This window comes from Pseudofrankia coriaricola, from assembly GCF_001854805.1.
Classification (GTDB): Bacteria; Actinomycetota; Actinomycetes; order Frankiales; family Frankiaceae; genus Pseudofrankia.
The window spans coordinates 1-23884 of the sequence record NZ_MBLO01000271.1 but is presented as its reverse complement, the minus strand read 5'-3'; the positions used below and the strand labels follow the sequence as shown (position 1 = coordinate 23884).

General features: G+C 70.3%; 17 protein-coding genes and 2 pseudogenes. 10 read left to right on the top strand and 9 right to left on the bottom strand.

Annotated features, from left to right (window positions below):
- Window positions 1–285 precede the first annotated feature (285 nt).
- The gene (gene htpG, locus BCD48_RS42605) at window positions 286–2238 is read left to right on the top strand and encodes a molecular chaperone HtpG (protein WP_071054162.1); all 1953 of its coding nucleotides are present in this window, start codon (window positions 286–288) and stop codon (window positions 2236–2238) included.
- 126 nt (window positions 2239–2364) lie between these two features.
- Here htpG and BCD48_RS42600 read toward each other — a convergent pair whose 3' ends face one another.
- Window positions 2365–3102: a TetR/AcrR family transcriptional regulator gene (locus BCD48_RS42600; RefSeq protein ID WP_241842415.1), complete on the bottom strand. Its 738-nt coding sequence runs from the start codon at window positions 3100–3102 to the stop codon at window positions 2365–2367.
- Window positions 3103–3182: 80 nt separating this feature from the next.
- Between BCD48_RS42600 and BCD48_RS42595 the strand changes: the two are divergent.
- From BCD48_RS42595 to BCD48_RS42585, 3 genes and pseudogenes are all read left to right on the top strand, one after another.
- Window positions 3183–4585 (top strand): annotated as a pseudogene (locus tag BCD48_RS42595) (MFS transporter).
- On the top strand, window positions 4582–4914 hold the full coding sequence (locus tag BCD48_RS42590; protein WP_071054158.1) for a nuclear transport factor 2 family protein: 333 nt from the start codon (window positions 4582–4584) through the stop codon (window positions 4912–4914). The pseudogene BCD48_RS42595 and the gene BCD48_RS42590 overlap by 4 nt, the downstream one beginning before the upstream one ends.
- On the top strand, window positions 4911–6101 hold the full coding sequence (locus tag BCD48_RS42585; protein WP_071054156.1) for an SGNH/GDSL hydrolase family protein: 1191 nt from the start codon (window positions 4911–4913) through the stop codon (window positions 6099–6101). The genes BCD48_RS42590 and BCD48_RS42585 overlap by 4 nt, the downstream gene beginning before the upstream one ends.
- Before the next feature lie 40 nt (window positions 6102–6141).
- Here the strand turns inward: BCD48_RS42585 and BCD48_RS42580 are convergent, their stop codons facing one another.
- The 5 genes from BCD48_RS42580 to BCD48_RS42560 form a co-directional block, all read right to left on the bottom strand.
- Window positions 6142–7110 carry a thioesterase II family protein gene (locus tag BCD48_RS42580; protein WP_071054154.1) on the bottom strand — a complete coding sequence of 323 codons (969 nt, stop codon included), beginning with the start codon at window positions 7108–7110 and terminating at the stop codon, window positions 6142–6144.
- A gap of 252 nt (window positions 7111–7362) precedes the next feature.
- Complete coding sequence (locus BCD48_RS42575; protein ID WP_071054151.1) at window positions 7363–8571, bottom strand: beta-1,3-glucanase family protein; 1209 nt, start codon at window positions 8569–8571, stop codon at window positions 7363–7365.
- A gap of 232 nt (window positions 8572–8803) precedes the next feature.
- The gene (locus tag BCD48_RS42570; RefSeq protein ID WP_071054149.1) at window positions 8804–10315 is read right to left on the bottom strand and encodes a cellulose binding domain-containing protein; all 1512 of its coding nucleotides are present in this window, start codon (window positions 10313–10315) and stop codon (window positions 8804–8806) included.
- 103 nt (window positions 10316–10418) lie between these two features.
- On the bottom strand, window positions 10419–11834 hold the full coding sequence (locus tag BCD48_RS42565) for a sensor histidine kinase (RefSeq protein ID WP_071054147.1): 1416 nt from the start codon (window positions 11832–11834) through the stop codon (window positions 10419–10421).
- Window positions 11831–12538 carry a response regulator transcription factor gene (locus BCD48_RS42560; protein WP_071054145.1) on the bottom strand — a complete coding sequence of 236 codons (708 nt, stop codon included), beginning with the start codon at window positions 12536–12538 and terminating at the stop codon, window positions 11831–11833. The genes BCD48_RS42565 and BCD48_RS42560 overlap by 4 nt, the downstream gene beginning before the upstream one ends.
- A 30-nt stretch (window positions 12539–12568) precedes the next feature.
- On the opposite strand from BCD48_RS42560, the gene BCD48_RS42555 reads away from it, so the two are divergent.
- Both BCD48_RS42555 and BCD48_RS42550 read left to right on the top strand, forming a co-directional pair.
- The gene (locus tag BCD48_RS42555; protein WP_071054143.1) at window positions 12569–13183 is read left to right on the top strand and encodes a hypothetical protein; all 615 of its coding nucleotides are present in this window, start codon (window positions 12569–12571) and stop codon (window positions 13181–13183) included.
- Window positions 13184–13701: 518 nt separating this feature from the next.
- Window positions 13702–14463, top strand: a complete 762-nt coding sequence (locus BCD48_RS42550) for an aminoglycoside adenylyltransferase domain-containing protein (protein WP_198543627.1) — start codon at window positions 13702–13704, stop codon at window positions 14461–14463.
- 231 nt (window positions 14464–14694) lie between these two features.
- Here the strand turns inward: BCD48_RS42550 and BCD48_RS42545 are convergent, their stop codons facing one another.
- Both BCD48_RS42545 and BCD48_RS42540 read right to left on the bottom strand, forming a co-directional pair.
- Entirely contained in the window at window positions 14695–16668 is a 1974-nt protein-coding gene (locus tag BCD48_RS42545) for an acetoacetate--CoA ligase (RefSeq protein WP_071054139.1), read from the bottom strand.
- 38 nt (window positions 16669–16706) lie between these two features.
- On the bottom strand, window positions 16707–17573 hold the full coding sequence (locus BCD48_RS42540; RefSeq protein WP_131804233.1) for a helix-turn-helix domain-containing protein: 867 nt from the start codon (window positions 17571–17573) through the stop codon (window positions 16707–16709).
- Between BCD48_RS42540 and BCD48_RS42535 the strand changes: the two genes are divergently transcribed.
- The 3 genes from BCD48_RS42535 (at window position 17533) to BCD48_RS42525 (ending at window position 20533) form a co-directional block, all read left to right on the top strand.
- Complete coding sequence (locus tag BCD48_RS42535; RefSeq protein ID WP_131804232.1) at window positions 17533–19026, top strand: hydantoinase B/oxoprolinase family protein; 1494 nt, start codon at window positions 17533–17535, stop codon at window positions 19024–19026. The genes BCD48_RS42540 and BCD48_RS42535 overlap by 41 nt on opposite strands.
- A 13-nt stretch (window positions 19027–19039) precedes the next feature.
- Window positions 19040–19558: an acetone carboxylase subunit gamma gene (locus BCD48_RS42530; protein WP_071054135.1), complete on the top strand. Its 519-nt coding sequence runs from the start codon at window positions 19040–19042 to the stop codon at window positions 19556–19558.
- A gap of 213 nt (window positions 19559–19771) precedes the next feature.
- The gene (locus BCD48_RS42525) at window positions 19772–20533 is read left to right on the top strand and encodes an SDR family NAD(P)-dependent oxidoreductase (RefSeq protein WP_071054133.1); all 762 of its coding nucleotides are present in this window, start codon (window positions 19772–19774) and stop codon (window positions 20531–20533) included.
- 254 nt (window positions 20534–20787) lie between these two features.
- Here the strand turns inward: BCD48_RS42525 and BCD48_RS42520 are convergent, their stop codons facing one another.
- The gene (locus tag BCD48_RS42520) at window positions 20788–21969 is read right to left on the bottom strand and encodes a sulfotransferase family protein (protein WP_071054131.1); all 1182 of its coding nucleotides are present in this window, start codon (window positions 21967–21969) and stop codon (window positions 20788–20790) included.
- A gap of 1490 nt (window positions 21970–23459) precedes the next feature.
- Between BCD48_RS42520 and BCD48_RS42515 the strand changes: the two are divergent.
- Window positions 23460–23884, top strand: a pseudogene (locus BCD48_RS42515) (HNH endonuclease signature motif containing protein); the annotation flags it as partial.

The window sequence follows — 23884 nt, the reverse complement described above, 5'->3', positions numbered from 1 at the left end:
CCTGACCCCCGCGGGGCCGCCTTCGGCCTGAGCCGAAGGCGGCCCTGTGCCGTTCTGACCCCGGAGGTAGCCCGGCGGTGGCGCCACCGCTGATCGTCAGGTCAGGCGGGACCCGTCGCCGGCACGGCGATGCCGCGGGGATGGCGACGGCGATATGATCTAGGCTGCCGGTCCCGTCGCCTGACAGTGACGGCGGCGAGTGCGGATGTCGCGACGCTGCCCGCCGCCCGCCGGACCGGTCCGACAACCGTTGTGCAGACTGCTCGTGTGCATGGAGGAGCCCCCGTGAGCAGCCGGGTCGAGACACTGGAGTTTCAGGCCGAGGCGCGTCAGCTTCTGCAGCTGATGATCCATTCGATCTATTCGAACAAGGACATCTTCCTGCGGGAGCTGATCTCCAACGCGTCCGACGCCCTGGACAAGCTGCGTATCGCGTCGTTGGTCGACGACGGCCCGCGGGTCGACGCCGCCGATCTGCGCATCGAGATCGAGGCCGACAGGGAGAAGCGCACGCTGACCGTGCGCGACAACGGCATCGGGATGTCTCGCGACGAGGTCATCGGGCTCATCGGCACCATTGCCAAGTCCGGGACGGCCGAGCTGCTGCGCAAGCTGAGGGAGTCCAAGGACGCCCGGGCGTCGTCCGATCTCATCGGGCAGTTCGGCGTCGGCTTCTACTCCACCTTCATGGTCGCCGACAGGGTCACCCTGCTCACCGGGCGGGCTGGCGAGAGCGGCGGCATCCGGTGGGAGTCCGACGGCGAGGGCACCTACGTCATAGAGGCGGTGGACGACGCGCCCCGGGGCACCGCGGTCACCGTCCACCTGAAGCCCGAGGACAGCGAGGACCACCTCTTCGACTACACGGACGAGGGCAAGATCCGGGAGATCGTCAAGCGGTACTCCGACTTCATCGCGTGGCCCATCCGGCTGGTCTCGGAGCCCGGCGAGAACGGCAGGAGCGCGGAAGGCGACGAGACGGCCGAGGCCGGCGAGAGCGGCGAGAAGGCCGACGACAAGCCGCTCAACTCGATGAAGGCGCTGTGGGCCCGGTCACAGAGCGAGGTCGACAAGGCCGAGTACGACGAGTTCTACCGTCACCTCAGCCACGACTGGACGGACCCGCTCGAGGTCATCCACATGAAGGGCGAGGGGACCTTCGAGTACGAGGCACTGTTGTTCATCCCGTCCCGCGCACCGTTCGACCTGTTCACCCGGGACGCCAGGCGGGGCGTCCAGCTGTATGTGAAGCGCGTGTTCATCATGGACGACTGCGCGGAGCTGCTGCCGAACTACCTGCGCTTCGTCAGGGGCGTCGTCGACGCGCATGACCTGTCGCTCAACATCTCCCGGGAGATCCTTCAGCGGGACCGCCGGATCCAGCTGGTGCGCCGCCGGCTGGTCAAGAAGACGCTGGCCTCGGTCAGGGCCCTTCAGGAGAACGACACCGAGCGGTATCGCACCTTCTGGAAGGAGTTCGGCGCCGCCGTCAAGGAGGGTCTCGTCGACGACGTCGACAACCAGGAGGCGATCCTCGACATCGTCTCGGTGGACTCGACGCGCGACGCCGAGCAGGCGACCACCCTGCGCGAGTACGTCGATCGGATGAAGGACGGCCAGAACGAGATCTACTACCTGACCGGCGACTCCCGGGCGATGGTCGAGAACTCGCCGCACATGGAGGCCTTCCAGGCTAGGGGCTACGAGGTCCTGATCCTGACCGACCCGGTCGACGAGGTCTGGGTCGAGCGGGTGGCGCAGTTCGACGGCAGGCCACTGAAATCGATCGCCAAGGGCCAGGTCGACCTCGACACCGACGAGGAGAAGAAGAGCGGCGAGCTTGAGCGGGAACAGCGGCGCAAGGAGTTCGCCGCCCTGCTGCCCTGGCTGGCGGGCAGGCTTCAGGACGACGTGAAGGAGGTCCGCCTGTCCACCCGCCTCACCACGTCGCCGGCCTGCCTCGTGGGCGACACGTTCGACATGACCCCGGCCCTGGAGAAGATGTACCGCGCCATGGGGCAGAACGTGCCGCACCCCCGGCGCATCCTGGAGCTCAACCCCACCCATCCGCTGGTCGTCGGGCTGCGCAAGGCACACGAACAGGACGCGGACTCCGACGTTCTCGCCGAGACGGCGGACCTGCTGTACGGTCTGGCGCTGCTCGCCGAGGGCGGAGAACTTCGCGACCCGGCTCGCTTCACCCGCCTCCTCGCCGACCGCCTGGCCAGCGCACTCTGACACGGTTCCGCTTATGGCGGTGGTGTGGCTGGGACCGGGCTGACGAGGTGGCTGGGTAGGTATTGCGCCTATGCGCCGTCACCAGCTGTGGCTGGACATCCGAGCCCATGGGATGTCTGTCGGCCGTCAGTGAAACGGGGTCTGGGAGGGGGCCGGGGGCATGAGGCCGAGGGACGCGATGAGGTCGCGCATCTCGTCGCGGTAGACGGTCGCCGGATCGTGCATGAGTGTGCGCAGGTGGCCGTAGATCTCGAGGGCCATGAGGCCGTGCATGCGGCCCCACACGCGCAGGGCCAGTGCCACTGCGGCCGGCGGAAGATCCGGGAAGTCCGTCTGGACGTGGGCGGCTAGACCCGGGTCGAAATCGGTCCAGATGTACTGCCGGTCGTTCGGCTGAAGCGCGTGGGCCGCCGGCCAGGCGCCGGCCACGAGACCGATGAGTCCGGTGCAGGCGCGCAGCTCGGCGTCCTTGGCGGGGCCGTCGTCGGGTGCGTGGTAACCGGGCACCGGGTCGCCGTAGATGAGCCGGAAGCCTTCGGGATTCGCGAGGGCCCACGCGCGTATGGCCTGCGCCCAGGCCATGATCCGGCCGCCCGGATCGCTTTCCGGCATGGCGTCCCTGGCGGACTCGAGGGTCTGGATCGCGGACGTGTAGACGTCGCCGATCAGCGCGGTGATCAGGTCGTCGCGGGTGGCGAAGTAGCTGTAGATCGCGCCGGCCGTCATGCCCATCTCGCGGGCGATGGCGCGCAGCGAGATGGCGTCGGGGCCGCCGTCCGCCATGAGCTTGAGCGCGATCGCCTTGATCTCGGCGCTGGTCTCCGCGCGCAGCCGGTCGCGGCGGCTCGGGGTGTGGTCGGTCACCCTTGACACTCTACAGCGTTCCGTTACTGTACGGCGCATCGATGCTGAACACCGTGTAGTAAATCTTCTGCGTGTAGAGAATGAGGATCATGGAGCGAGAACGACTTCGCCTCGCGCTGCTGGCCGTGACCCAGCTGATCGTGGCGCTTGACTACAACATCGTGTACGTGGCGCTGCCCGACATCGGGGACGCGCTGGACTTCAGCCCGCGGTCCGTCCAGTGGGTGGTCAGCGCGTACGCCGTCGGGCTTGGCGGCCTGCTGCTGTTCGGCGGGCGGGCCGTGGACCGGCTGGGGCCGCGCCGGATGTTCATGACCGGGCTGGCGCTGTCGGCGTCGCGTCGCTGGCGGGTGGCCTGGCTCCTGGTCCCGAGGCACTCGTCGCCGCCCGCGCGGTTCAGGGGGCGGGTGGGGCTCTGCTGACTCCGGCGACGCTCACGCTCATCTACCGGGGGTTCGCGGAGGGGCCCGCGCGCAACCGGGCGCTGGGCGCCTGGGGTATGGCCGGCAGCGCGGGGCTGGCCGCCGGGTCGCTGCTGGGCGGGGTGCTGACCAACTACCTGGGCTGGGAATGGGTGTTCTTCGTCAACGTGCCGTTGGCGTTCGGCTGCGTCCTTGCCGGGTCCCGGCTGCTGCCCGCCGACCCGAGCCGCACCGCCGGTGGGTTCGATGCGCTGGGGGCTGTGCTGGCCACGGCGGGTGCGGCACTACTCGTGTTCGGCCTGGCGTCCGGCCCGGAGGCCGGATGGGCCTCGGTGCGCGGCACAGGTGCGTTGGCCGCCGGGGTGGTCATGCTCGTGCTGCTGCTGATTGTGGAGGCCCGCGCCCGCGATCCGCTGATACCCCTGCGGCTGGCGCGGGGCCGGAACCTCGCCACCACCATGATCGTTATTGCCGTCTTCCAGGGCACGCTCGGCGGCGGCTTCTACATCCTCACCACCTACCTGCAACCCGTCCTCGGCTACAGCTCGCTGCGGGCAGGACTCACGTTCCTGCCGCTCACGCTCGCCTGCATGGTCGCCGCCATCAAGGTCACCCCGCCGCTGCTCAACCGCTGGGGAATCCGCGCGACGCTCGCGGTGTCGACGGTCGGAACCGGCGTGGGCATCGCTGTCATGGTCGCGGGCACCTCCGCCGAGGGCGGTTTCTGGACCCTGCTGCCCGGCAGCGTGGTGTGGGGCCTGTTCGGCGGCGTCGCCTTTGTCACGCTGTTCGCGTCCGCCGGATCCGGCGTCGCGCCCCATGAGCAGGGCGTCGCGTCGGGGCTGGCCAGCACCGCCAAGGAGGTCGGCGGCGCGCTGGGCCTCGCGGTCTTCGTCGCGATCGTCACCGGCTCGCCCCACCCGCTCCACGGCCTGCACGCCGCCGGATGGACGGCCGCCGCCGCCACCGTCGTCGGCGGCCTGATCGCCCTCGCGCTCAAGCCATCCCAGCCCGCCGCCGAAACACCGCGGACCCCCGTTCTGGAAGGAACCAGCGCGTGAGCACCACTGACCTGATCCTCAAGTACCTCGACGTCTGGAACGAGCGGGACAGCGCGGCCCGGGAGACGCTCATGACATCTGTCCTGACGGAGGACTCGGTCTACACCGACCCCGACTACGCCGGCCTGCGAGGCCACGACGCACTGTCGGAGGCGATCGGCCAGGCGCAGGAAAGGTTCGGCGACCTGCGGTTCACCCTCGACGTGGTGCTCGGCGCCCACCACGACCGCGCGCTGTTCACCTGGCGGCTAGGCACCGTGGCCACCGGCTACGACCTTGTGGAGTTCGCCGAGAACCGGATCCGCACCGTCGTTGGATTCTTCGCATGAGCGGCCAGAAGCACCGCTGGACGGCCGCCTGGACCACCTCGCCGCAGCGGCCCGGGGCCGGCTTCGCCCCTAACTGGTCCGAGGAAGGCTTCGCCGACCAGACCATCCGCCAGGTTGTCCGGCTCAGCATCGGCGGCGAGACGCTGAGAATACGGCTGTCCAATCGCTACGGGACCCTTCCCCTGCGCGTCACGGGCCTTACTGTGGCAGTCACTGTGGGTGGTGCCGCGGTGAAGCCCAACACCCTGCGGGAGCTGACCGTGGGCGGCAATGCGACATTTACCGTCCCGGCCGGCTCCGACCTGGCCACCGATGGGGTCGCCTTTCCTGCCGATGCGCTGGACTCGGTGACCGTCACGGCGTACCTGGCCGAGCCTTCCGGGCCCGCGACCTACCACGCCCAGGCGCTGGCGACGGCCTACCGGGCGACGGGCGACCACCGCGCGGACCCGGACGACACGGCGTTCACTGAGACCTCCCAGTCCTGGTACTACCTGGTCGGGGTCGACGTGGCCGGAGCCCAACACGACGGCATCCACGACGACGGCAACCACGACGACGGCATTGTGGTGTTCGGCGACTCGCTCACCGACGGAACCGGCAGCACCCAGGACACCAACCACCGCTTCCCCGACCAGCTCTCGCGGAGGCTGGTGGCCGCGGGCATGCCGCGGGCGGTGCTGAACCAGGGGATCGGAGGCAACCGCGTCATGGTCGACTCGCCCTGGCTGGGCGACCGGGCCACCACCCGGTTCCACCGCGACGTGCTGACCCAGCCGGGGGTGAACACAGTGATGATCTTCGCCGGAATCAACGACATCGGGATCAGCGAGGTGGCGCTGGACTCGCCTTTCCCAGTCCTCGCGCCATTTACCGAGGTCTCGGCGGAGGAGGTCATAGCCGGACACCGGGACATGGCCCGGCGGGCTCGAGCCACGGGCCTGCGCACGGTCGGGGTGACGCTGCTGCCCATACGCGGCTCGGCGTTCTCCACCCCGAGCAGCGAGGCCAAGCGCACCACGGTCAACGCCTGGATCCACGGGTCGGGGGAGTACGACACGGTCATCGACCTGGCCCTGGCAATGGGCGACGCGCTCGACCCAACCCACGACTCCGGCGACCATCTGCACCCCAACGACGCCGGCTACCAGGCAATGGCCGACGCCATCGACCTCACCCTCCTATAGTGATCCTGGGGACAACGGCCGCCGGGTGTGCGAAGGAAGATCATTTTCGCACACCCTTTGGCCCTCTAGCGCGGCAACCGACCACCATCTCATCGACGCTGTCGCCGGATGGCCGGCTGCTTTCCCAGGTCGGCTCAGGAGTCGACCGTGCCTCACGCGACGGTTCCCGCTGATCGACGAGTCGCAGGTGTCGTACGAGTTCGGTGATGACCGGGGCCGGGTTCTCGCGGAGGTAGAAATGCCCTCCGGGGAAGATCATTCCGTCGAAGGAGGCCGTTGTCACGTCGGCCCAGGCCAGGACGTCCGCCACCCGGACCGTCGGGTCGTCCGCGCCGGCGAACGCGAGGATGTCCACCGGCAGCCGGTCGTCCGACGGCGGCCGGTAGGTCTCGATCAGCCGGTAGTCGTTGCGGATGATGGGCAGCAGGTAGTCCAGCAGGTCCTCGTGCTCGAGGATCGACTCGTCGGTGCCGCCCTGGCCGCGGAGCACCTCGAGGAACCGCTCGCGGGACAGCAGGTGTTCCTGGCCCGGGCTCGCGACCGACGGCGCGGCGCGCGCGGAGACGACCAGCAGCCGGACGAGGCCCGGCCGGCGTTCCCGCAGGCGGCGGGCCGTCTCGTGGGCGACGGACGCGCCCATGCTGTGGCCGAACAGCACCAGCGGCACTCCGGTCCTGGCGGGATCGGAAGTCCCGGCACGGTCGGGAGTCCCGGCAGAGTGAGGCCTGACCGCGGGAGCCTCGGTGTCCCACGTCTGGGCCTGGTCGGCGATGGCGGCGGCGATGCCGTCCACCAGCGGATCCATGGCGTCCACCAGCGGCTCGGCGCTCCGGTTCTCCCTGCCGGGGTACTGCGTCATCCACACCTCGCAGTCGGCGGGGAACTCCGCTGCCCAGGTCCAGTACGCGTTGGCGGTACCGCCGGCGTGCGGAAAGACGACGACCCGGTACCGGGCGTCAGGACGCCGCCCGCGGCACCGCAGCCAGACCGAGGAACGCGGGGCGGTCATGCGCCAGCCGGGTGACGTGGGGCGGCGCCACCGCTGGCAACGCCCGTCATCTGCTGCACCGCGTCCTCCACTATGGTCCCTCTGCATTAGGTTTGCCTAACCTAATGGAGGGGGTCGTAGGTCACAAGCCCGTGGCGCTGACCGTTACTCGTGGCGGTGAGGGCCGCCATGGGCGGGCGGCGCGGACAGCGCCGGCCAGTCGCGTCAAACCCGCGCCCGGGGCCGCGGGCCGCGGCCCCGGGTCAGAACGGGTCAGAACGGGGTCAGTACGAGGGTGAGCTGCGACGGCGCGTGGTCCTCGACGTAGGAGGCCTGGCCGGCGACGTCGTCGAAGGCGAAGCCGTAGGCGCGGTGGCTGTCGGTGTGCTCGTGCAGGACTCGTGCGTAGTGGTTGGTGACGGCGTCCTGGTAATACGCACCCGGGTCACTGGCGGGCTGCTCGGCGCTGGTCAGCAGTGTCGAGCGGTTGAACCCGGCCCCGAGCACGGCCGCGACCGGCCCGGTGACCCCGTCGTTGGGTGCCCCGAGAGCGCCGTCGCAGAAGAAGACGTCGCGGGTGCTTGGCCGGGCGAACGGGGCCACCCCGCCGTCGAAGGCCAGCGCGCCGCCGGCCACCCGGCCGGTGACGCGCCGCCCGGCGGCGTCGACGGTGAGCCCTCCCGAGGCGTAGCGGTTCCACACCGCGTCGATGTAGGGGTCGTAGTACGTGGCCGGGAACAGCCCGGCGTCGATGCCATGCCCCGGGGCGATCACCCGGACGTCACCGGTCACCAGCGGGGCGAACGCCGGGTTCGCGCGGAGCGCGGCGAAGATCGCGTCACGGCCGCCGGGCACGACCTGGCCGGTGGTCTGGTCACCGTCGCCGTGCAGCCGCAGCAGGAGCGGGACGCTGAACATGTCGACCATGGTGGTGTTGCAGAACATGCCGGCCGCGTTGTGCGTGAACTCGACGAAGTCGTGCAGCACCGCGTATCCGGGCGCGTCCCGCACCCAGCCGGCCGGGTACTGCAACGCCGGCCTGCCCGCCCCGTCGGCGACGATCCGGAAGTCGAGCCTCGCGCCGATCGAGACATAGATCCGCCCGGACATCCCGGTGGGGACGGCGGCCACGGTGTCGCCGTCGGCCACCAGTGGGATCGCGATGCCACCGCTGTCCGCTCCCAGCGCGACCTCGGCGACGCTTCCGTCCGCTCGGCCGTAGACCTGCCGGCCGGTGCCCAGGTCGGTGCCGACGATGTAGAACCAGATCTCGCGGTTGGCGTACCGGTAGGTGTGGTTGACGATGACCAGCGGCAGCGGCGTGCCAGGGGTATGGGCCGGGATGTCGACCGCCACCTGGCTGGCGGCGAGCAGCGTGGCCTGGCCCGCGCCGCCGGCGCGGGTGGCCGCGACGGCGCCGCCCATGCCGGCGCCGGCCAGCGCGGCGGCGCCACCGACCAGCAGGGCGCGTCGGTTCAGCATCACGGGTCTCCTCAGGGATGACTTGATGGTGAGGATCGGGTGGCGTCGGCCGCGCCGGCGCCACCGACGTTGACGTTGACTGCACCGGCACCGGCAGCAACACCGGCACCGGCGGCGTCGACACGAGTGGTGCCGACGCCGCCGGTGGTGTCGACGGCGCCCCGGGAGGGGGACGGAGGAGGCCACCGTCGACGCCGGCCGCGGCGGCAGCGTGGCCGCGGCCGGGGCCTGCTCAGCCGGTGGCGCCGGCGGCGAAGATCCGGGTGAACTCCAGCGGCTGCTGGTCGAGGCTGCTGCAGGTCGCCTGGGCGAAGTCGGCCGGGCCGCCGGGGCACGGCTGGTCGCGGGTCAGCGACCACATGGACCACCAGGCGAGGCCGTGCTGCGCGGCGAACGCGGCGACCTGGCGGGCGTCGGACTGCCGGAACACCTCGGTGCGCACGTCGTTGACGCCGATCATCGGGGTGACCGCGAGCCGCGACCAGGCCTCGGTGTCCGACAGCCCGAACACGCCCTTCACCTGGGCCTGCGTGGCGGTGACCGAGTCGATGGCGTAGCCGCCCATGCGGCCGTCGGGGTTCGGCGCCACGCCGTCGCCGAAGTCCATCGCCATGACGTTGACCGCGTCGACCGTGACCCCGCGCTGCCGCGCGTTCTCCAGCAGCGCCACGCCCGTCTGGGTGAGCCCGGAGGGGAGCACCGGCAGCGTGAACGACACGTCGAGGCGCCGGCCCTGGGACGCCGCGTCCCGCTGGAGCTGGGCGATGGCCTGGGCGCGCCGGTCATTGGCCGCCGTGTCGGACAGCGACGAGCCCTCGATGTCGAAGTCCACCTGGCTCAGCCCGTAGGCGCTGATCACCTGGCCGTAGGCGGCGGCCAGCGCGGCCGGGCTGCCGCAGGCGTGTGCGAGCTCGGTGCCGTTCGCGCCGCCGAACGAGACCCGCGCGTCACCGCCCAGCTCGCGCAGCCGGCCGATCTGGCCGGGCACACCGTCCTGGTTCAGCTCGGACACGCCACCCCACCTGGGGGTGCAGCCGCCACCGCCCGCCAGCACGAACGCGAGCGTGTACGTCTTGACCCCGGTGGCCTGCGCGGCCGAGACCAGGTCGAACGGCGGGTACAGCGAGGTGTCGATGTAGGGGGCGAAGTGACCGGCCCCGCCGCCGGGCGCGGTGGTGGCGGGTGGCGCGGTGGTCGTCGCCGGAGCCGACGGGGATGCGGCCGGAGCGGACGCCGTCGGCGACGACGAGGACGGCGGGGCGGACGTGGTGACCGGTGGCGCCGAGGTCGGCTCCGCCGGATCGCCGGCGGGCACGCACGGGCTGCCGTCGATCCGGCACTGGGTCGGGTCGACGACCCCGCCCGGCGTGCTCACCACGAAGCCCACGTCGACCGCCGCGTCGGGGGCGAGCTCGCGCTGCCACGACGGCGGGGTGACGGTCACGTGCTGGCCGTCGACCCGGTGCTCGGCATTCCACAGCGAGGTGAGCCGCGCGCCGGCGGGCAGGTCGAACTCGAGGGTGAACCCACGGACCGACCCGGACGTGTTCGTCACCCTGTACTGGGCGGAGTAGCCGGTCTCCCAGGCCGCCGTCCGTGTGTACGCCGCCCCGAAGACCGACGCCGAGGCGGTGCCGGGAATGGTGAGTGCCAGGACGAGCCCGGCCACGGCCGCGAGCGCGACCGCCGTGCCGGAGATGATCTGCCGGCGGCGTCGGCGGTGCCGGCCCTGCTTCGACGACATCGTGTTAATGACCTCCTTGGGGAACCCCCGCGGCGGACGCTAGCCAGCGTGATGGCCGGCGCCGCTCGGCCTGAGGCAGCCGAGAAGGTCTCTTAGGACTGGCTTAGGGAAAGGCGGCCCGATACCAGCGCCGCCTTCGCCGTGCCTGCCGCCGCGTCCGCCCCGCGCCGGGGCCGGCGGTGGTACGCAGGCGCAGCCGGATCTCCGCGCCGCCCAGCGCGGACCGCCCGACCGTCAGCTCGCCGCCGGTCGACGTGGCCACCCGCCTGGCGATGTCCAGGCCCAGCCCGGTGGAGCCGGCGCCGCCGGCACCGGCGCCGCGCCGCATCGCCTCGGCCGGGTCGGCGATGCCGGGACCCGCGTCCGCGACCGTGATGGTGACGGCGCCGGGGGCGGCCCGCAGCGTGACCGCGAACCCGACGCCCTCGCCGGTGTGCTGGAAGACGTTGCCCAGCAGCGCGTCAAGCGCGGCGACCAGCTCGGCCCGGGCGACGGGCACCGGCGCGCCGCCGCCATCGCCGTCCTCGTCCTCGGCTCCGGCCAGCCACCAGGGGCGGCCCTGGTCCTCGGCGAGCACCGACCAGAAGCCGACCCGGTCGCGGACCACCTCGGTCGCGTCGCAGCTCGCCGCGGCCGGCCCGCCGGCGCCACGGTCGCGCGCCGCGCGGATGATGTGGTCCACCTCGCGCTCCAGCCGCTCGACGGCCTGCTGGACCTGGTCGGCCGGCCCGGCGTCGGCCAGCGCGGCGTCGGCCAGCGCGGCGGTGTTGAGCCGCAGCACGGTCAGCGGGGTCCGGAGCCGGTGCGACAGGTCGGCCGCCAGCTCGCGCTCGGCGGCGACCAGCTGGCGGACCCGGTCGGCCATGGTGTTGAACGCGACGGCCGCGTCGCGTAGCTCCGGCGGCACCCCGGTGCCCGAGGTGGGCACCCGGGCGTCGAGGTCGCCCGAGCCGAGCCGGCGGGCGGTGGCGGCGAGCCCTCGGGTCGCGCGCACGGTGCGGCTGGCCAGGCGGTCGGCGACCAGCACCGAGATCGCCACCAGGACCACCGCGAGCCCGCCGAGCACCAGCCAGGCCGTGCGCACTCCCTGGCTCATCGACGAGGCGGGCACGAACACCTCGACCACCGCGATCCGCGCGTCGCTGACGGCCACGGGACGCAGCAGGACCGAGCCGCCCGGTGCGTCGACCACCGCGGACTGGCCGCTCGTCGCGGCACCGGCCAGCTGGTCCGGCGTCACCCGCGACGGGCCGATCGTGGTCAGGGCCCCGTTCGCGGCCGGCAGGTGGACGGCGGCCAGGCCGTCGGCGCCGTCGCGGGTGGTGGCCAGCGCCCGGTCGAGGGCGAACGGGTCGGTGGTGATCGCCAGGGCCGGGCCGAGCTCGGCCGCCGTCCGTTCCGCCCGGACGAAGGCGCGGTCGCGCGCGGTCTGGGCCACGATCAGCCCGAGCGGGATGAGGAAGGCCAGCGCCACCATCGACGTGACCGCGATCGAGACGCGGATCAGCTCCCGCCTCATGACGCGGGCGCCTCGAGCTTCACGCCCACCCCGCGCACGGTGTGCAGGTAGCGCGGGCTGGCGGCGGTCTCGCCGAGCTTGCGCCGCAGCCACGACAGGTGCACGTCGATGGTCTGGCCACCGCCGTACGCCTGGTGCCACACCGCCGAGAGCAGCTCGTCGCGCGTCACCACGACCCCGGGGCGGGCGGCGAGGTAGGCCAGCAGGTCGAACTCGCGGCGGGTGAGGTCGAGCGGCGCGCCGGCCAGCGTCGCCGTCCGGCGACGGATGTCGACGAGCAGCTCGGCGACCCGCAACGGTGGGCTCGCCTCGGTCGCCCGGCCCGCGGCGTCCCGTCCGGCCGGGCTCGTCCGGCGCAGCACCGCGGCGACCCGGGCGTTGAGATGCTGCGGCGTGAACGGCTTGACGAGGTAGTCGTCGGCGCCGCTGTTGAGCAGCCGCACGATGCTGGCGTCGTCGTCGCGCGCGGTGGCGACCACCACCGGCACGTCCGTGATGCCGCGCAGCATGCGCAGCGCGGCGGCGCCGTCGAGGTCGGGCAGCCCCAGGTCGAGCACGACCAGGTCGCAGCCGACCTGCGTGACCTCGCGCATCGCGTCCAGGGCCGCGCCGGCGCTGCGCACCGCGTGCCCGGCGGCCGTGAGGTGACGGACCAGCGCCGCCCGCACCGACGGATCGTCCTCGACCACGAGCACTGTCGCCATACCGCCGTACCGTAGAGCCCGCCGACCGATATGTCCGCCCTGTACCATGCCCAGGTGGCCAGGACGCTGCGCCGCCTCGCCCTGTGGACCATCGGCACCGGGCTGGCCGTACTGGTGTCCTGGTTCGGCGTCCAGCGGGTGCTCCCCCTGGACACGGCCGCGGGCATACCGCGGGCCGTCCCGGTCGGGCCGTTTGTCTCCCCTTCCGCTTCCGCGATTCCGGGCGCCGCCGCGCCCACGCCCGGCGCGTCGGCGACCGCCTCGCCCGGCGACGCCGCGGCGAGATCCGCGACGTCCGAGCCGGCGGGGGACACGCCAGGGACCGGGGCTGGAGCAGTCGGGGCGACCGCCGCCGGCCGCCCGGCGGGACCCGCGGGCGGGCAGGTCTCGCGGCCGCCCGCGTCGGCCCCGGCGACCTCTGGCGGCGCCGCCGTCCGGAGCTACCAGCTGACCGGCGGCCGGGTCGTGCTGGAGATGACCGAGACCTCGGCGCGGCTGGTGTCCGCGACCCCGGAGCCGGACTGGCGGGTCCAGGCCTGGGAGGCCGAAGGCTGGCTGCGCGTGGACTTCAGCCGTGACGGCGCGGCCACGTCCTCCTGCTTCGTCACCTGGAACGGGCATCCCCCGACGGTGCAGACCACCTGAGCGAGGGTCGCAGACCACGCTGGGCGGGACCGTCCTCGGCGGCCCACCAGGCGTCCGCGGCGCCTCCCGCACGGCGTACGAGGCGGGCACGCTGCGCGGGCTGCTCGGTCTTTCCCGGCCCGCCAACGGCTACGCGGCCGCTCGCTGAACCCGTGACAGTGACCCCGCCGACCCGCGACGTGACTCCGTCGACCCGCGATTCGAGGTATCCGGCATGAGCGGCCCGCGCAAGCAGATCATCCCCGGCGCCTATGCCGCCGGCGTCCTTCAGCCTCGATCCACCAGGTAGTCATTTCTCGCCCCGCTTGTCGGGCCGACAGGTCGGGCGGCCGACAGTTGTCGCCTTTCCGGTCGATCCGGACAGTTGGCTGCGCTCGCGGAGCTGACTCGACGTATGGCCGTCGTCGACGCGACGTCCGTGGCACGGTTAAGTGGCACGGTTAACAGGAGAGCTTGCTCGGTTGTCCGACGGTCGGTGACCGGATCCACGGGCCGACGACATGATGGGTGGGGCCACCGTGCTGCCTGAACGGGAGACTCAGTATCTGCGCCGCGTTGTCGAGTTACTCCGGGGGCTGTTCGCCGAGCGGCTGGTGGCCGTCTACCTGTTCGGTTCGGGTTCCTATGGCGACTACGACCCGGGACCCAGCGATCTCGACGTTCAGGTGGTCATCGATGGCGCCCTCGAACCAGTCGAGCTGACCCGGCTCGTCGAGGGGCTCGACCATGCGGTGTTCCCGTGCCCGGCCCGCCGTCTCGAGTTCGTGTGCTACGACATCCAGAACGTCTCGCGGCCGGCCCGCCACCCTCGTTTCCAGCTCAACCTCAACACGGGCTCGGACATCGCTCGCCACGTCTCGACCGATCCCGCCACCGAGCCGAGCCACTGGTTCCTGCTCGACCTGGCGATCGGCCGCGACCTTGGCCAGGCCCTGCACGGCCCGCCGCCCGCGGACCTGCTGACGGAGGTCCCCCGGGCCTGGCAGCTGTGCGCGATCCTCGACTCCCTCTCGTGGCACGACACCAGCGAGCCGGCGACGCCTAACCGCGTCCTCAACGCGTGCCGTGGCTGGCGGTATGCCGAGACTGAGATCTGGGGCTCAAAGCGGCAGGGAGCGCGCTGGGTCGCCAGTCGTCATCCGGATCTCACCGTGGTAGCCGCGGCACTCTCGAGCCGCCGCGGCTACGGCACCGTCACCCCCGCCGCCGCCGATGATCTCGTCACCCGAACGCGTGCCGCGGTCAACGCCGCGATCGAGACGACCAACTGGCCCCGCTGACGCAACTCCTTGTTGCGGGCGGCGTGAATTCCGGCGAGAGCGACGACGAGCCGGGCCGCGGGACCGGTCGCGGCGTCGGGCCGATCGTCAAGTATTGGCACGGCCCGCTCATCAAGACCCCTGCGGACCTTCCGTCGTGGGCGAAGGTCCGCAATCTCAGTCGGATGGTGAGCCGATATCTATATCCTGTATTTCGCATGGCTATGATGGTGGTGTCGTCGAGCTGGGCTCCTAGCCGATGCCCGGTCGGCGGCGGCTGATGTACCAGTCGAGGAGTTCTGGGCGGTCAATGGTCGCGGGGTCGGCGACGGAATCGATGGTGGCGCCTTGTAGCAGTCTTTTGATGGGGATTTCGAGTTTCTTTCCGGTCCGGGTGTGGGGGACGCCTGGAGCGTGGATGATCTCGTCTGGGAGGTGTCGGGGGGAGACGTTGTCGCGGATCGCCGCGCGGATTCGGGCGGTGAGCTCCTGATCGAGTTGTCCGCCGTCGGCGAGTTCCACGAACAGGGGCATCCAATACGTGCCGTCGGGTTGTTCGGCGCCGATGACGAGGGCCTCGATGATTTCGGGGAGTTGTTCGACGGCGTGGTGGATATCGGCGCTGCCCATCCGTACTCCGTTGCGGTTGAGGGTGGAGTCGGAGCGGCCGTGGACAATGATGGTGCCGCGGGAGGTGACGGTGATCCAGTCGCCGTGGCGCCACACGCCGGGATAGACGTCGAAGTACGCGCCGTGATACCGCGAACCGTCGGCGTCGTCCCAGAAGGACAGCGGCACAGAGGGCATGGGGCGCGTGACGACGAGCTCTCCTACTTCATCACGGACGGACCTGCCCTTCTCGTCCCAGGCGTCGAGGGCGACGCCGAGGCACGGGGCGGATATCTGCGCCGGCCAGACCGGCATGGTTCGAGCGCCGCCGGCAAAGCCGGTCACGACATCCGTCCCCCCGGTTGTCGAGGCGAGCTGGACGTCGGATCCGACCTGCTCATGTACCCACTGGTAGTCGGTGGCGGGCACGGTTGATCCGGTGGCGCCGAGCAGGCGCAGTCGGGTCAGGTCGTATTCGGCGGCCGGGTGGACGCCGGCCTTCTGGCAGGACTGCAAGTGTGCCGGGCTGGTGCCCAGCACCGTCACGCGGTGGCGCGCGGCCAATTCCCACAATGCGTCCGGGCCTGGGTAGGTGGGATTGCCGTCGTAGCAGACGATGGTGGACCCGACGAGCAGGCCGGCAACCTGGAAGTTCCACATCATCCAGCTGGGCGAGGTATACCAGAAGTAGATGTCCTCGGGGCCGAGATCCAGATGCAGCGCGGCGGATTTCAGGTGCTCGAGCAGCACGCCGCCGTGGCCGTGGACGATGCCTTTAGGTCGGCCTGTGGTGCCGGATGAGAACAATACCCACAGCGGCTGGTCGAACGGCACCGGTGTCGGAATCAAAGGGTGGTTCCCGGCGCTGGCGGTCGCCCAGCTCGCGACCTGCTCCGACGGGCCGTGGTCTAGGCCGAGGCGGGGAATGACAATCGTGTGACGCAAGGTGGGCATGCTGCCGCGGAGCACGTCGACCTCCGCGCGGCGGTCGTGATCCTTGCCGCCGTAGCGGTAGCCGTCCGTGGTGACGAGCACGACGGGATCGAGTTGCCCGAGCCGGGCAGCCGCGGCTGCCGCGGCATAGTCCTGTCCGCAGACCGACCAGATCGCACCGATGCTGGCGGTGGCCAGGAAGGCGATCACAGTCTCGGCCACGTGGGGTAGATAGCCGACGACCCGATCTCCCGGCTGGACACCCATCCCGCGCAATGTGGCCGCGACGGCGGCGACCTGGCGCAGCAACTCCGCCCAGCTGTACTCGCGGACGCCGATCCCGCCTGGCTCGCTGTGGTCGATCAGCGCCGGCCTGTCCGCTCGGGCGTGGCGCAGGATCTGGTTGACGTAGTTCAGCCGCGCGTCGGGAAACCATCGAACACCGGGCATCTGGTCATCGGTGAGGACCGGTGTTGGGGCTGGGGCTCTCTCGACGTCGAAGTATTCCCACACCGCGGCCCAGAAAGGCTCCGTATGCTCCACCGACCAGACCCACAACCGGTGGTAATCCTCGCCGACATCGACGCCGCGCTCGCGGCTGAGCCAGGTCGTGAATTGGGTGATGCGCGCCCGTTCGATGGTCTGCGGAGTGGGTGTCCACACCGCCTGGATATTATCGGGCATGCGGGACTCCTGGGTGGGGCGGAAACCGAGGGTCTGGTTTACGCGGCGAGTCGGTATTGCCGTGGGGTGACGCCGAGGTGGCGTTTGAAGACCCGGGTCATGTGGGACTGGTCACAGAAGCCGCAGTCCAGTGCGATGTCGCGGATCGGCATCCGGGAACGGCTGAGCAGGCGCTGGGCGTGCTCGACCCGCTGCTGGAGGACGAACTCGTGCGGGCTGCACCCACGAGCGACGCGGAACTGGCGGGCGAAATGGTAGGGGCTCAGCGCCGCGCAGGCCGCCAGCTGGGCCAGGGACATGCTCTCACCGATGTGCGCGGCAACGTAGTCCCGCACTGCGCGGAGCTGGAGACACGTCAGGCCTCCGTCTGTGGGCCGCCCGCGGAAGGTGACGTCGGCGTGGCGGCGGATGAGGTGCACGATGAGCTGCGCGGACAGTGATTCCACCAGCAAGCGGCTGCCGAGGCCGCCGGCGGCGGCCTCGGCGGCGATGAGCATCGCGGTCCGGTGGATGGCGGGGTCGTTCGCCTTGAGCAAGTCGCGGAGCTCCACGTCGCCGATATCGCGGTCGAAGACCTGACCGCACACCGACGACACTGCCTGTTGAGTCAGGTACAGGTGCACGACCTCGATGGGTTCGGGCCAGCGCCAGTGCGATTCGGACGCCCGCGTCAGGAGCGACACGTCGCCGGGCGCGAGGTCCTCGTAGGACCAACGTGAGTCGAAGCGGCGGTGCATCGCGGTAGCGCCGCGCCGGTAGGCGACGATCATGTAGTCCCGCATCGGCGGGACGGGCACGTCCGATCCGGCGTATTTGTAGCCGCGGACCGAGATCCCGTCCCAGCCAGCCTCCGGGCTCTGCACGGTGAGCGTGCCGGGAACCCAGGGCCGACTCAGCTTCCTCAAGCGGGTCCGCGCCACGATGGTGCCCGGCACCTACCGCGGCCTGACCATGCCCGTGCACATGCGCACCCACGTTCCCTACGTGCATCCGCTGGCCAAGAACGACTTCATCGACCTCGTCCGCCAAGAGATGACCGTCACCGGCGAGGGAAAGCTGGAACTCGACTACGAGGGCTCCACCGGCTGGAGCTTCCATCCGTTCAACTGCGCGCCCGGCCCGATGAACGGCGGCTTCTGGATCACGCTCACCCAGCTGCTGGCCTACGACGGACGCGTCAACGACGGCGCCTACCTCGGAGTGAAGCAGTACCTGCCCGAAGGCACCATCGTGAACGCCACCTACAAGGGCGTAGCGACCTCGCTGGCGTGGTGGACCCTCATTCCGATCTTCGCCAACATCTGGCGGCTGATGGGGATCAGCTGGTACGCGCGGGGGTTCCCCGAGGAGATCATCATGTCCACACCGACGTGCATGGTGGGGGTGGCCGGCTTCGACCAGTTCGGCGGTCCGACCGGCTACCAGAACTTCGAGATGGCCGGCGAGAGCTTTGGCGCTCGCGGTGTCGCTGATGGGATGGACTGTGGCAGCCCGATCTGGAACTCCGAAGGGATCCAGGGCGACGCCGAGACCTGGGAGATGGTCGGTCCGAACGTCTACCTCGGACGCAGTTTCGTGCCCGACCACCACGGCTACGGCCGGTTCCGCGGCGGTGCCGCCTGGCAGTCACTGTGGACCGTGCGTGGCTCCGAACTGGTCAACGTGACCCTCTCCGCGTCGGGCGCGATGAATGGCGGGGTGTTCCACAAGGGCCTGTTCGGCGGCTACCCGCCCGCGGGGTGGAAGTGCCTGTGGGTCGCCGACACCAACGTCAAGGACCTCATCGCGGCCGGGGAGAAGTTGCCGTCCTCGGTCGACGAGGCCGAGGAGATGCTCAAAGACGGACGGCTCACCGCCCGCGAGTGGTACTGCGGCCCGCTTAACCAGTGGTCACCCAACCTGAGTGAGGGCGACCTGTTCGGCATCATCTACTACGGCGGGGTCGGGTACGGCGACCCGCTCGCCCGCGACACCCGCGCGATCGAGGCGGATCTGGTCAAGGGCCTGATGACCGTCGACGGAGCGAAGGCCGCCTACGGCTACGGCGGATCGGCCGAGGCGACCACGGCCAGCAGAGACGAACGCCGCGCGGCACGGCTGGCGAAGTCGGTAACCGCGGGGGAATGGTGGGAGTCCGAGCGCGAGCGCGCCAGGACCGGTGACGTGTCCGATCTGGTCGCGCACATGTACGCGCGTTCGGCGAAGCTCTCGGACTCGATCGTAAACCAGTACAAGGCCTTCTGGCAGATCGCCGAGTTCCCCTACGCCGACACCGGCGAGCCGACCTTCACCGCGCCCGCACCAACCGACTTCTACTTCCCCAACTCGTCCAGCCGCCCCAAGCCGACCACCTCCTGAAGGGCGAACGACCATGACCCACACCGCACAGGGCTCGACCGGCTCCGCCGAAGTCGTCAACGCCCTGATACGTAACAAGCTGAGCTGGGAGGAACTGCTCGGACTAATGCGGGCACCGAAGTCCGAGACCCGCTTCGAGGAGACCATCGCCGCGTGGCAGAGCCTCGTAACCTGGGACGAGCAGATCCTGCTTCCACTCGGGGAAAACCTGTTCATCGTCGCCAAGAACGGCAGCGCCATCGTCAAGACGATCGCCGGCGCCGAACTCGGGCCATGGGACGGCAACTGGAAAATGCAGTGCCGCATGATCGTGCGCCGCACACGGGAAGACCTGCTCGAGATCTACCCCGAGAACGACATGACCATCGATCCAGGCCTGGTCGAGATCCGCGAATTCCTCTGTCCCGTCAGCGGAACCCTGCTCGACACCGACTGCGTCCCCCCGGGATTCCCTGTCGAGGTCGACTTCACCCCCGACCTCGGCACGTTCTACCGAGACTGGCTCGGTAAGGAACTGCCCGTTACCCTCTGACGCCCGGTCGAGGGACGGTCGGCTACGGCCCGCCGCCCCTCTGCCGCGCGTTCCGCCCTGGCGACGCATCGAATCTGTCGGGCACTGGTGCGTTGGCGGACGCCACTACCGAGCCGGGAACTGCCCGTCGCGCTATGAAAGCGAGTCGTGCCTGCCCGACTCACCGACACCGGCCGGCACGGCAGCCCGGAACACACCACCAAAGGAGCAATCATGGGACGACTCGAAGGCAAGGTCGCTGTCGTGACCGGCGGCGCCAACAACATCGGGCTCGCGATCGCCACCCGAATGGCGGACGAGGGCGCCACGATCGCGATCCTCGACCTCGACGATGCCGCAGCGTACGCCGCAGCGGGCAAACTCGGCGGTGCGAATACCTCGTTCGCCTGCGACGTGACCGACGAGAGCCAGGTCGCCGCCACCCTCGCTGCGATCGCCGACCGGCACAACCGGCTGGATGTCCTCGTCAACAACGCCGGCATCGAAGGAAGGAACAAACCCACCCACGAACTTGAGTTAGCCGACTGGGAACGCGTCATGGCCGTCAACGCCACTGCAGTCTTTCTGTGTACAAAGCACGCCATCCCGCACCTGAAACGCTCGAGCGCCGGGAGCATCATCAACATCTCCTCTATCTACGGCCTCGTCGGCGGCGGAGACATTCCGCCGTATCACGCCTCCAAAGGCGCCGTGCGGCTGATGAGCAAGAACGACGCGCTCACCTACGCACCGGACAACATCCGGGTCAACTCCATCCACCCCGGTTTCATTTTCACCGACATGGTTATCCGCTACGCCACCGACAGCGGACTTCCACTCGACGACGCCCGGATCGCTCTGAACGCTGCCCATCCGCTCAACGGCACCGGCGACCCCGACGACGTGGCATGGGGAGCGGTCTACCTGGCCTCTGACCAGGCCAAGTGGGTCACCGGCAGCGAGTTGGTCATCGACGGCGGCTACACTGCCCGCTAACGTCAGCCACTGCCTTCCATCCCCCGGGTACCTAGCAGCCGTGGATTTGTGGTCAGTTGGTTTTGGCTGTTGCGGCGGGCTGGCCAGGTCGGCATGCGGGCGTGGTGGTTCGGGACGCAGGGTGGCCACCAGTTGATCATCGCGGGTGGTGTGGACTCTTGATGATCTCCTGGTGGCCGCGGGCCTCGGCCCGATCGCGGAAGCCAAGCCTCCGACGATCATGCACGAAGAAGAGTGTCCCCGGGGTGAGGCGGCTACACGTCCTCCTCAGGGACGTTGAAGTACTTGGTGTACCGGGCCGTGTGGGCCCGGACCTCGGCGAGGTCCAGCCCGGTGTCGGCGAAGTCGTAGCTGTGCCCGCTCGTGCCCCGTTTGTTGCCCCGTACGAAGTCCGCCATCCGGGTCTCGCTCTGGGGGCTCAGCTCGAGGCCGAAGCGGTCGTAGATTGCCCGTACTGTCGCCATCGGGTCGGCCATGAGGTCGGTGAACTGGATGTCGATGACCTGGTCGGCCGGGACGGTCCCGTCGAGCCGGGCGTCCACGGAGCGTTCGACCCCGTCGAGGAGCAGCTCGGCGAACAGCGCCGCGGTCTCCTCCCGGTCGACCTGGTCGGAGTGAAGGCCGCGCAGCGCGGCGGACAGGCTGGTGTTCGAGGCGACCAGCCTCGCCACGTCGCGGTGGGTCTGCACGAGCAGGGCATTCGGGTACTCCGCCATCAACTGCGGCAGCGTCCAGATGTGCGACGGCCACTTGATCAGCCAGCGCTCCCCACGGTGCTCGCTCTGCAGCACCTCGAGAAAACGCCGGTGCCAGACGTACGCGCCCGCGATGTGGCCGTCCCTGACAGCGTCGTGCAGCCACCAGTGCATGTAGTTGGGCACGTGGTACTGGTAAGGGAAGATCGTACTGATGAACGCGGTACCCATGATCCGGCCGCATTCCTGCGCGAGCCGTCCACCAAGCTGGTGGATCTTGCGGAAGCCCGGGATGAGCGCATCGGTGGCGGCGTAGAGCTCGTCGGCCTCGGCGATGCGCGGGTCGGTCTCAAAGGTCTCGGTCCGCGGCGGCGGTACCGGCTGCTCGACCTCCCAGGTCATCGGCGCCCGATGGGCCCGGTCCTGGGCGAGGGCGTCGTGCAGCAGCGTGGTGCCGGTGCGGGCCTGTCCCACGATGATCACCGGCGGGACGATGTCGAGATCCCGGATCTGCGGGTTGGTGCGGTGGTAGTCCACGATCCGCAGCCGGCGGCTGAGGTAGGCGCCCATCTCGAGCCCGAGGGCCACATGCCCCAGCTCGTTGAACCGTGCCCCCGGAAGGTCGTCGAGCAGTCGGGCAAGCCCGTCCCGCCACCCGTCCCCGCCGAAGACCTCGTCGTCGCCGAAGTCGGACAGCCCGGTGCTGTCCACGGCCGCCGCGAGTAGCTCGTCTGCGTGCACGCCTCAACCTCTCGCCGTGGGACGACCCACATGGCAAGGGGCCTATGAGGCAAAAGATAACAAAGGTCGCATCGACGGTCGCGGGGGGTTGGCCCAGCCCGGACGACCCGACAGCCAGCGGCCCTCGTCGCGCGGCCGCGGGACGCCCGCCCGGTGCTCGCCTTGCCTCGGTGCCTCGGTGCCTCGGTGCCTCGGTGCCTCGGGTCCGGTGGTCCCATGCCGACACCCTCGTCCGTCGCCGGCTGATGGCTTTCGGCTGCGGCCGCCCCGGATCAGGCCGGTCGGGCTGTCCGCGCGGCCGGTGCGGTGAGCGCGGCCGGCCGGCATGCGCCAGATCGAGACGATCTCCGGTGGCACGGTCGGTCCCGTCGACCTCTGGCTGGGGCAGACGCCGTCGCCGCCGCGACGAGGCCGGCGAACCATCACCATGGCAGCTCCGGGACCGGGATCGACGTCGTGAAGGCCATCCCCAGCTGCGTCTCCCTGGAGGGCGCGGAGGAGATGCGGATCGAGGCCGGTCCTGGTGACTACATCTACGCGCCGTGGTGGGTGCCGCACCGGGAGGGAGAACCCTGATCTCGACGAGGAGGCGGTGGTGATGACGGTCGGGACGCGTGTGGTGCGCTCGAGGTCGGCGGTCTTGCCGGTGATGGCGGGCAGGTAGTGGAACGGCCCGCTGACTTTCAGGACCGTCAGCGATGTCGTCGGCGAGCCTCTCTCTGATCAGCACGAGCACGGGGTGACCCGGGTGGGCGCGGCCAGGACGCCGGTTGCGAGGTCCGTGGCGCCGCGGTCCGAACTGGGGCGGTGATGCGGTGTGTAAAGGGACGTGGCCGTCTGTGGGAGGTAACCGTCCTCATCGCGTTCCCGGTGCTCTGCCGGCCGGTTTTCATATACGTAGAAGAATATCGGTACCAGCTTCTTGGTAAGGCTTCTTTTCGGGCCTCCTGGTGTTTAACTTCTAGGTGCGTCGGGATTGAATGCGAAGGCCTCGTGGCTGTTTATAGGTGCGCGGTTGGCGGTTTGTGATATTCCGTTTTCCTGGCTAGGATGAACGCATGTTTGAAATGCGCGGCGACGGTCCGGGCGGTGGCACTGTGCCCTTGTCGCAGAACTCCTCGACCGCGGACGGCGCCGCGGCTGTCGCGACCGGCTCGGCGCGGTCGGATCGGGCGTCGCGGCTGGCGGGTCCTGGGGGTGGCCGGTCGGCTCTGCGTGTAACACCACGCCGTCCGGCATCACGTGCCGACACGCGGGCACGGTGGGCCGGAACGGGGCCAGCGGAGGGCACCGCGAATCCGGTGAAGATCCCGGACCCGCGGCGTCCCGCCGACTCGCCGACCACCAGCGACACCTCCGCTGCCCCGGCGACGTCCGTTCCACCTGGTGACAGGCCCGTCGTCGGCGTCGCTGACTTCGAAGGGCCGACCACCAGCGGGCGGGCCGTCGATGGGTCCGCTGTCGATGGGCTTGGGGCGGGTGGTGGGTTGGTGGCTCGGTTGGCTGCGGTGGGTGGGGTCTTCGACGAGCTGCTGGCGGGTCTGGGGGCGTGCGGGGAGGCGGAGGCGTTCGATCTGGTGGTAGGTCTCGTGCGGCTGGCGTCGCGGTTGGAGGGGCTGGCGATCCGGGCGCAGGTGCGGCTGGCACAGCTGCACCCGGCCGCCGGCCGGTGCCTGGACGGCGACGGGGAGGGTGAGCCGTTCTCGCCGTATCTGGGCGACGAGCTGGCGGCCGAGCTGGGTCAGTCGCCGCGGACGATGACCAGCCGGCTTGACCAGGCCTGGGACCTCGCCCACCGCCTCCCGGCCGCCCTCGACGCCCTGACGGCCGGCGAGCTGGACCAGACCCGGCTACGCGCGCTGCACGCGCTGACCGGTGTCCTGTCCGATGGGCAACGCGCGACAGTGGAGGCACA

Bases quoted from the DNA above. Each gene is read 5' to 3' on its own strand.
- BCD48_RS42585 (WP_071054156.1), top strand. From the start codon at position 4,911: ATGAGCGGCCAGAAGCACCGCTGGACGGCCGCCTGGACCACCTCGCCG.
- BCD48_RS42580 (WP_071054154.1), bottom strand. From the start codon at position 7,110: ATGACCGCCCCGCGTTCCTCGGTCTGGCTGCGGTGCCGCGGGCGGCGT.
- BCD48_RS42575 (WP_071054151.1), bottom strand. From the start codon at position 8,571: ATGCTGAACCGACGCGCCCTGCTGGTCGGTGGCGCCGCCGCGCTGGCC.
- BCD48_RS42570 (WP_071054149.1), bottom strand. From the start codon at position 10,315: ATGTCGTCGAAGCAGGGCCGGCACCGCCGACGCCGCCGGCAGATCATC.
- BCD48_RS42565 (WP_071054147.1), bottom strand. From the start codon at position 11,834: ATGAGGCGGGAGCTGATCCGCGTCTCGATCGCGGTCACGTCGATGGTG.
- BCD48_RS42560 (WP_071054145.1), bottom strand. From the start codon at position 12,538: ATGGCGACAGTGCTCGTGGTCGAGGACGATCCGTCGGTGCGGGCGGCG.
- BCD48_RS42555 (WP_071054143.1), top strand. From the start codon at position 12,569: ATGTCCGCCCTGTACCATGCCCAGGTGGCCAGGACGCTGCGCCGCCTC.
- BCD48_RS42545 (WP_071054139.1), bottom strand. From the start codon at position 16,668: ATGCCCGATAATATCCAGGCGGTGTGGACACCCACTCCGCAGACCATC.
- BCD48_RS42530 (WP_071054135.1), top strand. From the start codon at position 19,040: ATGACCCACACCGCACAGGGCTCGACCGGCTCCGCCGAAGTCGTCAAC.
- BCD48_RS42525 (WP_071054133.1), top strand. From the start codon at position 19,772: ATGGGACGACTCGAAGGCAAGGTCGCTGTCGTGACCGGCGGCGCCAAC.